This window comes from Frankia sp. BMG5.23, from assembly GCF_000685765.2.
Classification (GTDB): Bacteria; Actinomycetota; Actinomycetes; order Frankiales; family Frankiaceae; genus Frankia; species Frankia casuarinae.
The window spans coordinates 50,697-61,678 of sequence record NZ_JDWE01000028.1 but is presented as its reverse complement, the minus strand read 5'-3'; the positions used below and the strand labels follow the sequence as shown (position 1 = coordinate 61,678).

Genomic DNA, 10,982 nt, shown 5'->3' with positions numbered 1-10,982 from the left:
GAACGCGACGTCCGCCCCGTCAAGATCCAGCAGCGGGTCTCCGGTGGCTGCTGGCGCACGCTCCAAGGCCTCGCGGACTTCGCCGTTGTGCAGTCCTACCTGTCGACCGCCAGCAAGTGGGGCGTCGACACCCTCGATGCCCTCACCCGCCTGTTCACCACCGGCGCGTGGCTCCCACCTGCCGCACACCCGGCCTGAACAGCACATTCAGCCTCGACCTCAGCTGAACAGCTACCTCGCTTGCGCCAAACCCGGGTGCCTTTGGCACCGCTACCCATCGGCGCGTTGATGACCTGCAAGGGCGCCGGAAACCGGGAGTCCTTGCGTGTCCAGTAGTCCACCGCCTGGCGAGTGATCTTGAGTTGGAACGCGATGTCCCCGATGCCGACCAACTGCTCACCGTCGTCCACGCGGAACATCGTAACCACTTTGCTCTTCCTCAAGAACCTCGCTAGGGTCTAATTTGCTGAGTAGCAAATAGATGGAGGAGGAAACCATGCCCCCCACCCCGCGCCGCCTGGATGAGGTCCGGGCGCTGTTAGACCGGGACGAGGACTACGACGAAGATCCGGTCGGCGATCCGCCGATCACGGTGAGCCGCTACCGGGCGTCGATACGGGCGGTCCTGGCCGCCCGGGTACCGGAGCCCGGGATACTCGCTTCTGCCTGGTCCCAGCGGGAGACGGATGCCTTCCTGGCGGGAAGCCGGGCGACCCTGCGCCTGGTCGTCGAGATAATCGGGCACGCCCTAGCGGCGGCACCCACCGGAGACGGCAGCGGCGGCGTAGATTGACCGGCGGCGAGCGGGCGGCCAAGCGGCCGGGTGGCCGGGTGGCCGCCCGCTCGGTAGCATGCCGGCGGCCATCGGGAAGTAATAAGCACACTCCGGGCAGCCCGCCGAACAACGGCCGGCCCTAACCCGTACCCGGCCGGAGTCCAATCCCGCATCCAATCCTGCAAACGATTCACCCGAAGCACTGTCGGGATCGCGACACCAGACCGCGGCACCAGGCCGTATCCCGCGCCGGGACCTCCGTTGCGAACAACCTGCGCCACACGAGGGGAAGATCATGGGGGCCACAGAGCCGCACGACGACAAGCTGTTCGACGACGAACGCGAGATCGGTTGGGGTGACGAGTCATTGTCCGAGGAAGAGGACCCGGACATCGAACGACTCCTCGCCGATCTTCCACCGCACCACGTCGACCGCTGATCCGGCGGCGAACCCACTCGTCACCACCAGCCCCCGCCACCAGGGCGAGAAAGTGCACCACTCGGCACTTTCCTGGCGCAATTATGGGGCGCCGGGTGCGGTTTGCCAGGAACGATCCGTGCCGGGTACCCAGCCAGCGGGGCGGCGTCCGCGCAGTTGGGCAGGACGTGAACGGGCAACCCGAGCCTGTCCTGGAGGACCCGCGCCGCTGATACCGCACGGGCGGAGAATTCTCACTCACGGTGATGATTGTGGGACGTGTCACCGCCGGGAGGAGCCTCGGTTCGAATTCCAGTCGGCGGTTGGCGCCGGTATCTCACCGAATCCCAATCCGACGACCGGCTCCGGCCCAGGTACCGTAGGGGGGTACCTGGACGGGAAGGCGCGATGGATGCACGGCTACACCAACACCAAGGACGATTACACCGCTCGGCTTCGCCGCATCGAAGGCCAGGTCCGGGGGCTACAGCGCATGATTGCCGAGGACAAGTACTGCATCGACATCCTCACCCAGGTCTCGGCGACGACCCGGGCGTTACAGTCGGTCGCCCTCGGGCTCCTCGAGGACCATCTGACGCACTGCGTGACGCACGCCGCCGCCGAAGGCGGTCCGGTGGCCGACGAGAAGATCCGGGAGGCGTCGGCCGCGATCGCGCGGCTCGTTCGGTCCTGACCACGGCGGTTGCGGTGAAGGCGGTTGCGGTGAGACGACGGACATCGCTTTCGAGGTTCGTCGAGGTCCCCGGGTCGGGTGCTGCGCAGGTCATCCTCGCCTGTTCACCTTCACGGAATATGCCTCCTGGATCTCGCAGGTTACGCCGGACGGCCCCGGACCGGGGCCTGCCGGATGGCGTCGGCCGGGTAGCGTCGGCCGGGTGACGAGCGAGACCGACGGCACCGCGGTGCCCGCCAACGGTGCGGTCGACCGCACCGCGTCGGTGCAACGGATCTGGCTGGACGACCGGTCCTGGGTCGACGTCACGCGCGGATGGCTACGCGAGGCCGACCAGCTGTACGAGACCCTGCATGCCGAGATCCCCTGGCGACAGGGAACCATGTGGCGTTACGAACGCCACGTCACCGAACCACGGATGAGCGCCTGGATCCCGCGGGGTCGGCCGGTCGCCTTTCCCGCCCTGCTCGACGCCTACCGGACCCTGCGGCGGACCTACGGCGTGGAGTTCGACGGCTTTGGCCTGTCGCTGTACCGGGACGGAGCCGACGGCGTCGCCTTCCACCGGGACCGCGAGATGCGCTGGCTCGACGACACGGTGATCGCCATCCTCACCCTCGGTGCCCGGCGACCGTTCCTGATCAAGTCTCGCCACCTGCCGCCCGGCCGACGGATCCTCAACGACCCGGAGGCATCCGGCGCTCGCGACCTCTCCCCGGCCGGCGGTGATCTGATCGTGCTGGGAGGTCGGGCCCAAGCCGACTGGCTGCACGCGGTGCCCAGGGTCCCGGAGCACGTCGCCGGACGCATCTCGGTCCAGTGGCGATGGACGTCCCGGACGGGCCGCCCGGAACAGGGCCCCGGTTACGGCGCCGCGCGCCACTTCTCGCGATAGCCGCCGCCTGCCGGCTCCCCGAGGCATCCTCACCTGCCCGCACCCGCGGCACCACCACCAGCAGCAGGCCGGACATCACGAGGAACGCGACCAACCCGGCCGGTCACCGGGCGGGCCGGTCACCGGGCGGGTCAGTCACAGGGCGGGTCGTAGTGCCGGTGACCGAGGTAGGTCCGCCACTGCTCCCGATTGATGCGGCCCTCGGCCCTGGCACAGATCTCGTCCTCGGCCGCGAGCAGGTCGAGCTGCCAGAGACGGACGGCGTCACCGGCTACGACTGCGAGGACGCCCTCATGTCCCAGAGGTCCGAAGACCGTCGCCGTCGGCGCGGTGCCGACCGGCAGGGTGGCCCGCTGCACCGGCCGGGATGGTGAGCGCATGTCCCAGAGCGTTACCTGACCGGCCGGGGTACTGACAGCGAGGACCCGCCCGTCGGCGGAGAGCGCGATCGAACCGGCCTGGCCTGGCCGGCTCGCGATGGCGGTGAGGCGGTGCAGTCCCCGGGGGCTGTCCAGCCCATAGATCTCCGTCAGCGAGCCGCCGTCGGAGGTACTCGCCACGGCGAGCCACCGGCCGTCCGGGCTGACGAGGAGCTTGCGGACAGTGGCGGGGGCGGTCAGCTGGGCCCGGCGGCGCGGTTGCCCGGCAGCGGTCACATCCCAGACGGAGAGATGGCCTACCCCCCCGACCGCGAGCGAGTCGCCGTCGGGGGTGAAGGCGAGGCTGGTGACCTCCGCCGGCTGGGGCAGATCGGCGAGGGCGCGAGGATTCTGCGGATGGCCGATGTCCCAGAGACGGACGACGCGATCGGCGCCCGCCGAGGCCAGGGTTCGACCATCCCCGCTCACCGCGACGCTCGCCACCGCACCCGTGTGTCCCCGCAACTCGGCGAGCAGACTCACCCGTTGACCGGTGTTGATCGCCGACTGAAGGTCACCGTCGTCCGTGGACCCGGGCTGGGCCAGCCGCCATAACCGGATCACCCCGTCCGTCCCCGCCGTCACCATGATCGTGGACGCCCGCACACCCGTGGCCGGACCGGATGCGGGTATCAGCGCGACGGCGAGCAGGCCCTTCACCGCGGCCGCCGGGGCGACCCCGGCCGCGAGGGGGCTGCGATCTCCCATGGCCGCGGCCACCGCGGGCAGGTCGGTGATGTAGCGCACCCGGCCAGGGCCGATGATGTTCCACACCGACCCGCCGAAGTCACCGACGATGATCAGATATCGACCATCCGGGGTGATCAGCAGATCGCGGATCGCTCCCGTCGCCGGCCCGATCTGCCGGATGCTCGCATTGACCAGCGCCTCCGCCGCAGCCGAGGTCGGAGCCATGCGGTAGGCCGAGACGGCGAGTTGGCCGGCGAGATCCGGTTCCCGGTCGAGAAGGCGCATCGCGCCACGGGCCGCCTCACGCGACGTGGCCGCCGCGCTGCGCTCCCGCAGCGTATCGACGATCACAACGGTCGAGAGGACGAGCACCGAGACCGCCACGCCGATCGAGAGCACGCGTCGAAGCCACCCGCGGTCCAGGTGATCCCGCGGTGACGATGGTGATGACAAGGCGGAGACATTCCCGGTGCCCTCCTGGACGTAGCTTGCGCGCGCTCTCGCGGCCGCGGTGGGCAGTGGGGCGGGCACACCGGCCAGAGCGGCCGACGGAGCGGGAGACGACGGAGCGGGAGACGACGGAGCGGGAGACGACGGACCGGGAGACGACGGACCGGGAGACGACGGACGCATCCGCGGTTCTGCTCCGGTACGGACGGCGCCGAGGGCGACCGCGGCGGCCGGCGGGACGGCCGTGATCTCCGCGGCCGGCGGGACGGCCGTGATCTCCGCGGCCGGCCCGGTCCCGAGCACGGTCACGGTTTCGAGCACGATCTCGAGGCCGTGGATGGCACCGATGGCAGGAGCGGCGAGGTCGCTCGTGCCTACGACCTCCGGTTTCGTCTCGGACTCGACCGTCCGCCTCGTCTGCACCGGCACCAGCGTCTCGATGGCACCCGCCGGCAGGGCGAGACGCCGGGTGGGTTCGACCGCCGGCTCCGCCTCGCTTCGTGTCGGATAGGCCATCAGCTGTTCGAGCAGTTCGGCCGCGGCCGGCCGGCGCTTCGGGTCCTTGCGCATCGCCGCCGCGACCAGCTCTCGCAGCTCCGGGCAGAACACGGACAGGTCGGGTTCCGCGTAGACGGCCCGCTGCAGCAGGACCCGGGGCGTTCCGGCACCGAATGGCGGCCGGCCGGTCGCGGCGAACAACAGCATGCCGCCCCAGGTAAAGACATCCGATGCGACGGTGGCGGTCTGCCCGAGAGCCTGTTCGGGCGTTATGAACGCAAGTGTTCCGATACCGGACGGCGGTCCGCCCGGATTATTGATGCTTACCGCATTCATCGCTCGGAAGAGCCCGAAGTCAACCAGCCGCACTCCCTGCCCGGAAAGAACCACATTGATAGGCTTCAGGTCGCCGAGGAAAATTTCCAATTCGTGCAGTGCGGCCAGAGCCGTCGCCAGCCCGACGGCGAGCCGGTAGGTGTCTGGTCCGGACAACGCTGCGCCGCCGGCGACGGTTGCGGCGAGAGTCGGAGCGTCGATGAACTCCGCGACGACGTATGGGGGGCGAGCGCCCGTGTCGAGGTCGAGGATGGCGGCGAGGCAGGACGGCGCCAACCGGCGGATGTTGTCGAGGTCGACGCGCAGGCGCCGACGGAACTCTGCGTCCCGCCCGAAGGGCGCAGTAATCGTCTTGACGAGGACCGGACGCGCCTCGCCGTTACGTGCAAGAAACACTGGTCCTGTCCTGGCGTCGACCAGCTTCCGTTCAACTGTATACGGACCGATAGTCTGGAGATCAGTCCCGGTGAGCCCAGGGAGGTTGCGCCGGGATATCGCCATACGACGAAACCTCCTACGACTGCACAAACCGGCCGTGCCGGCACGGCGGCGGATCTGGTCGACAAATTCATGTTATCGGCGCGAGCCATGGGCCGGGCGCCCCCTTGTGGTGGTCGAGCACCCACACCCACGCCATCCCGCCTAATGTTGGCGGGAGGCCGGATGCCCGCCGACGGGCGTGGACGATCAGGCGTTCGTCGGCCGGGCGAAGGGCTGCAACCGGGTGACGAGTCCGCGGACCTCGGCCCCGGCCGCAGCCAGGGTCTCCTCGGCGGAGCTGCGGCTGCTGCCCTCCAGCAGGACGTCCAACGCGATCAGCCGCTCCGCGATCTCCGTCATCAGATCAAAGTCGCGAACACGCTGGTGGACCAGTTCGGCCAGCCGCTCGTTCTTCTCGAACAGCTCGACGAAGACGCTGACCTTGGCCCGGAGCAACCAGGGGTCGAAAGGCTTCGCGATGTAGTCGACCGCGCCGACAGCGTAGCCGCGGAACGCGTGATGCGGCTCGCGGTCGATCGCCGTCAGAAAGATGATCGGAGTGTCTCGGGTACGCCCCCGCTGCTTGATCCGGTGCGCTGTCTCGAAACCGTCCATCCCCGGCATCTGGACGTCCAGCAGGATCACCGCGAAGTCGTCCACCAGAAGACGCTTGAGAGCTTCCTCACCCGACGACGCCGTGACGAGATCCTGATCCAGCGAGGCGAGAATCGCCTCCAGGGCCATCAGATTGTCCGCTCGATCGTCGACCAGCAGGATCTTGCTGCGGGGCCGTTCCGTGCTCGGCCCACCTTCGCCGTCGACGGAACCGCCGGTCCGCTCGGTCACCCGCCTGCCTCCTCCTTCGCGATCGCCCTGCCGACCCGTGGTGGGCGTCGCCACCCCTACATGATCACTGATCGCTCCCGGCGGCATCTCACCACCCCACCGATAGCCACCCGAATGCGCACCATACGCGATCTGATCAATACAGATACGACCGCATCACCCCGAGGAGGTGCTCCAGATCCACGGGCTTGGTGATGTAGTCGGTGGCTCCGGCGGTGATGCTCTTCTCCCGATCTCCCGGCATGGCCTTGGCGGTCAGCACCAGGATCGGCAGGTCCGCGAACGCCGGCATGTCACGGATCATCGAGGTCGTTTCGTTGCCGTCCATGCCCGGCAACATCACATCCATCAGCACGAGGTGCACGGGCGGGGTGTCCTGCTGCAGCATACGGATCGCATCATGACCGTTGTCGGCGTAGAGGACCCGCATTCCGTACATCTCCAGCGCGCTGGTGAGCGCGAAGACGTTGCGGACGTCGTCGTCGACGACCAGCACCGTGGTGCCGACCAGGGGATCGGATCCTTCCGATCCCTCGGTCAGCGGGCGGCTGGCGGACTCGGTGGACTCGGTGGACTCGGTGAGGAACGGAGTCCCCACCGTGACGGGCTCGCTCGGCCGCCAGCCCGACGTGAAGGCCGCCGAGCCCTCCGCCGGTCCGCTGGCCGCGGCGGACCAGTGGGCGCCGCCGATCCCACCCGCGTCCCCGTGCCCGGCGGTTCCCCCCGCGCCGGGCCCGGAACGGGTCGGGGACAGGGACGAAGACGAAGACGGGGACGAGGGCGCGAGTGCCGCCGTGCCGAACCGGTCGGCGTCGGGGTTCTGCCATCCGTTCGCGGGCCCGGCATCGCGGCCGGCGGACGGCGCGGGTCCGCCACCCGGTTCCGCGTCCACTCCCTCACCCGACCGCCGCCCGAGGTACTGACCCGACGGATCGACGATCATGAGAACGTTGTCTGGCTCGCCCGGCGTGACCCCAAAGGGCGGCGTCTGCGCCGGCGGGGCCGACGGCAGGTAAAGGGNGAAGGTGCTCCCACGGCCGACCACGCTGGAGACCGCGATGGCCCCGCCCAGCAGGCGGGCGATCTCCTTGCTGATCGACAGGCCGAGCCCGGTGCCACCGTAGCGACGCGACGTCGTGCCGTCCGCCTGTTGGAACGCCTCGAAGATCATCCGAAGCTTCTCGACGGCGACCCCGATTCCGGTGTCGGTGACCGCGAACGACAACACCGTGCCCGCGGAACACAGGCTCGGCGAGAGGAAGGGCAGATCCGGCCGGGCGACGGTGACGTCCAGCCGGACGGTGCCGGTGTCGGTGAATTTCACCGCGTTCGACAGGAGGTTCTTCAGCACCTGCTGGAGGCGCTGCTCGTCGGTGACGAACTCGGCCGGCACGTCGGGAGCGAGGTTGACCTGGAATGACAGGCCCTTCTCCTCCGCCACGGGGCCGAAGACCCCGGCGACCGCGTCGCAGAGCGCCGCCGTGCGCACGGTGGTCGCATCGACGTTCATCTTGCCGGCCTCGACCTTCGACAGGTCCAGGATGTCGTTGATCAATTCGAGCAGCTCGGAACCGGCGGAGTGGATCGTCTCGGCGAAGTCGATCTGCTTGCGGGAGAGGTTACGGTCCGGGTTGTCGGCCAGCAGCTTGGCGAGGATGAGCAGACTGTTGAGCGGCGTGCGCAGCTCGTGGCTCATGTTCGCCAGGAACTCCGACTTGTACTGCGACGACAGCGCCAGCTGCTCGGCCTTCTCCTCCAACCCGATGCGGGCCAGCTCGATCTCGTGGTTCTTCTCCTCGAGCAGCGCCGCCTTCTCCTCAAGCTCGTTATTCGTCCGCTGCAGCTCGACCGACTGCGAACGCAGCTCCTGGGTGAGCCGCTGGGACTGGGCCAGCAGCTCCTCCGTCCGCGCGTTCGCCATGATCGTGTTCAGCACCACCCCGATGGTGTCGACGAGCTGGTCGACCAGGGTGAGGTGCAGCTCGGAGAACGGCGAGAACGAGGCCAGCTCGATGACGCCGAGCACCTGGTTCTCGAACACGACCGGCACGACGACCAGGTCGCACGGCGGCGCCTCACCGAGTCCGCTGCGGATGTTGAGGTAGCCGGCTGGTACGTGCTCGACTCGGATACGGTCGCGTTCCAGGGCCGCCTGCCCGATGAGTCCCTCGCCGAACAGGAAGGTGCCGTCCGAGCGGCGCCGGGGCACCGAGCCGTAGCCGGCGACGTAGCGCAGCTTGTCACCCTCGATGAAGTCGAGCAGGTAGACCGTGCCCTGCTGGGCGTTGACCGCTGGCGTCATCTCACTGATGATCATCTGGCAGACCGCGTAGAGATCGCGCTGGCCCTGCATCTTGCTGCCGATCCGGGCCAGGTTGGACTTCAGCCAGTCCTGCTGGGCGTTGACCTCGGTGGTCTCGCGCAGTCGCGCGATCATCTGGTTGATGTTGTCCTTGAGCTCGGCGACCTCGCCCTCGGCCTCCACCGAGATGGACCGGGTCAGGTCACCGCGGGTCACCGCGGTGGAGACGTCGCCGATCGCCCGCAGCTGGATGGTCAGCGTGGACGCCAGCTGGTTGACGTTGTCGGTGAGGTCCTTCCACGTTCCGGCGACTCCGGCTACGGTGGCCTGACCGCCGAGCTTGCCCTCGACGCCAACCTCCCGGCCCACCCGGGTGATCTCCGCTGCGAACGAGGAGAGCTGGTCGACCATCGTGTTGACGGTGTCCTTCAGCTCGGCGATCTCACCCTGCGCGGTCACGGTGATCTTCTGGCTCAGGTCGCCGCGGGCCACCGCCGTGGTCACCAGCGCGATGTTGCGGACCTGACTGGTCAGGTTGCCCGCCATCGAGTTCACCGACTCCGTCAGATCCCGCCACACCCCCGACACCCCGCGCACATGCGCCTGCCCGCCCAGGTTGCCCTCGGTGCCCACCTCGCGGGCGACCCGGGTCACCTCGTCCGCAAACGACGACAACTGGTCCACCATCGTGTTCAGGGTGTCCTTGAGCTCCAGGATCTCACCCTGGGCCGCCACGGTGATCTTCTGCGACAGGTCGCCGCGGGCGACGGCGGTGGCGACGAGCGCGATGTTGCGGACCTGACTGGTCAGGTTGCCCGCCATCGAGTTCACCGACTCCGTCAGGTCCCGCCACACCCCCGACACGGCCCGCACGTGCGCCTGCCCGCCCAGGTTGCCCTCCGTGCCCACCTCCCAGGCGACCCGGGTCACCTCGTCCGCAAACGACGACAACTGGTCCACCATCGTGTTCAGGGTGTGCGCGAGGCCCGCGACCTCGCCCCGGGCGTCGACGGTGATCTGCCGGGTGAGGTCGCCGCGGGCCACGGCCGCCGCGACCTCGGCGATGCTGCGAACCTGGGTGGTGAGGTTGCCGGCCATGACGTTGACCGAGTCGGTCAGGTCGCGCCAGACCCCGGAAACGCCCTTGACCTGCGCCTGGCCGCCTAGCTTGCCCTCGGTGCCGACCTCCTTGGCCATCCGGGTGACCTCGTCGGCGAACGCGGAGAGCTGGTCGACCATCGTGTTGACGGTCGACTTCAGTTCGTGGATCTCACCGCGGGCGTCCACCGTGATCTTCTGACTCAGATCACCCTGCGCAACCGCGGTGGTGACCTGAGCGATGTTACGGACCTGGCTGGTCAGGTTGCCCGCCATCGAGTTCACCGACTCGGTGAGGTCCCGCCACACCCCCGAGACGCCCTTGACCTTGGCCTGCCCGCCCAGGTTGCCCTCGGTGCCCACCTCACGGGCGACCCGGGTCACCTCGTCCGCAAACGACGACAACTGGTCCACCATCGTGTTCACCGTGGTGCCGATCCGCAGGAACTCCCCGCGCACCGGCTGGCCGGCGATCTCCAACGCCATGTGCTGGGACAGGTCCCCCTCGGCCACCGCCGCTATGACCCGCGCCACCTCGTGGGTCGGCCGGGCCAGGTCGTCGATGAGGGAGTTCACCGCCTGCGTCATGTCGGACCAGCCGCCGGGGTTGCCCAGGTCCTCCATCCGCAGGGTGAGCCGACCGTCACGGCGGATCACCTTACTGACCCGGGCCAGCTCACGCGCGTGGCGCTCCTGGATGGCGGCCAGCTCGTCGAACTTGCGCACCACGTCACCGGCGTAGCCGTCCCGCGCCGCGAGGCGGGTCGAGAAGTCGCCCTCGCACAGGCGGGTCAGCCCGTGCAGGAGATCCGCGATCAGCTCGTCGGCGGCGGCCCGCGACGCCCGAGTGTCGTCCACGGGAAGGGATGCATGGGGCACGATGGTCGCGGTAGCGTCACCGCCTGGTGCATCCAGATCATGACGAGCCGAGGGTTGCGGGTCGTATGCGGGGCTCATTGGTCTCCTACCTGAGCTCAGTCGACACGATCGTCTCGGGTCCCGGGCCGGGCGGAGGGCCCGGGTCAAGGGCGGTCTCCCACGGGCACCGGCGTGGGGCGGCGTCGGTGGACAGGTGACACCA

General features: G+C 68.9%; 7 protein-coding genes and 2 pseudogenes. 5 read left to right on the top strand and 4 right to left on the bottom strand.

Annotated features, from left to right (window positions below):
- A pseudogene (locus tag BMG523DRAFT_RS13990) lies at nt 1-198 on the top strand (IS66 family transposase); the annotation flags it as partial.
- Nucleotides 199-236: 38 nt separating this feature from the next.
- Here BMG523DRAFT_RS13990 and BMG523DRAFT_RS27380 read toward each other — a convergent pair.
- Nucleotides 237-419 (bottom strand): annotated as a pseudogene (locus BMG523DRAFT_RS27380) (hypothetical protein); the annotation flags it as partial.
- 77 nt (nt 420-496) lie between these two features.
- Between BMG523DRAFT_RS27380 and BMG523DRAFT_RS13985 the strand changes: the two are divergent.
- The 4 genes from BMG523DRAFT_RS13985 to BMG523DRAFT_RS13975 all read left to right on the top strand — a co-directional run bounded on the left by BMG523DRAFT_RS13985 (nt 497) and on the right by BMG523DRAFT_RS13975 (nt 2,782).
- Nucleotides 497-793, top strand: coding sequence for a hypothetical protein (locus BMG523DRAFT_RS13985; protein ID WP_043591359.1), 297 nt, complete (start codon nt 497-499; stop codon nt 791-793).
- Between the two features lie 277 nt (nt 794-1,070).
- The gene (locus BMG523DRAFT_RS25700) at nt 1,071-1,214 is read left to right on the top strand and encodes a hypothetical protein (protein WP_023840989.1); all 144 of its coding nucleotides are present in this window, start codon (nt 1,071-1,073) and stop codon (nt 1,212-1,214) included.
- A 391-nt stretch (nt 1,215-1,605) separates the two neighbouring features.
- Nucleotides 1,606-1,887 carry a metal-sensitive transcriptional regulator gene (locus BMG523DRAFT_RS13980; protein ID WP_011438415.1) on the top strand — a complete coding sequence of 94 codons (282 nt, stop codon included), beginning with the start codon at nt 1,606-1,608 and terminating at the stop codon, nt 1,885-1,887.
- A 202-nt stretch (nt 1,888-2,089) separates the two neighbouring features.
- Entirely contained in the window at nt 2,090-2,782 is a 693-nt protein-coding gene (locus BMG523DRAFT_RS13975; protein ID WP_011438416.1) for an alpha-ketoglutarate-dependent dioxygenase AlkB, read from the top strand.
- A 131-nt stretch (nt 2,783-2,913) separates the two neighbouring features.
- Here BMG523DRAFT_RS13975 and BMG523DRAFT_RS13970 read toward each other — a convergent pair whose 3' ends face one another.
- The 3 genes from BMG523DRAFT_RS13970 to BMG523DRAFT_RS13960 all read right to left on the bottom strand — a co-directional run bounded on the left by BMG523DRAFT_RS13970 (nt 2,914) and on the right by BMG523DRAFT_RS13960 (nt 10,858).
- Nucleotides 2,914-5,676, bottom strand: a complete 2,763-nt coding sequence (locus tag BMG523DRAFT_RS13970) for a serine/threonine-protein kinase (protein ID WP_043591350.1) — start codon at nt 5,674-5,676, stop codon at nt 2,914-2,916.
- A gap of 186 nt (nt 5,677-5,862) precedes the next feature.
- The gene (locus BMG523DRAFT_RS13965; RefSeq protein WP_023840991.1) at nt 5,863-6,501 is read right to left on the bottom strand and encodes a two-component system response regulator; all 639 of its coding nucleotides are present in this window, start codon (nt 6,499-6,501) and stop codon (nt 5,863-5,865) included.
- A gap of 136 nt (nt 6,502-6,637) precedes the next feature.
- Complete coding sequence (locus BMG523DRAFT_RS13960) at nt 6,638-10,858, bottom strand: HAMP domain-containing protein (RefSeq protein ID WP_043591349.1); 4,221 nt, start codon at nt 10,856-10,858, stop codon at nt 6,638-6,640.
- Nucleotides 10,859-10,982: the final 124 nt, after the last annotated feature.

What these genes read in the sequence shown, in the direction of transcription:
- BMG523DRAFT_RS13985 (WP_043591359.1), top strand. Translation starts at nt 497, where the DNA reads ATGCCCCCCACCCCGCGCCGCCTGGATGAGGTCCGGGCGCTGTTAGAC.
- BMG523DRAFT_RS25700 (WP_023840989.1), top strand. Translation starts at nt 1,071, where the DNA reads ATGGGGGCCACAGAGCCGCACGACGACAAGCTGTTCGACGACGAACGC.
- BMG523DRAFT_RS13980 (WP_011438415.1), top strand. Translation starts at nt 1,606, where the DNA reads ATGCACGGCTACACCAACACCAAGGACGATTACACCGCTCGGCTTCGC.
- BMG523DRAFT_RS13970 (WP_043591350.1), bottom strand. Translation starts at nt 5,676, where the DNA reads ATGGCGATATCCCGGCGCAACCTCCCTGGGCTCACCGGGACTGATCTC.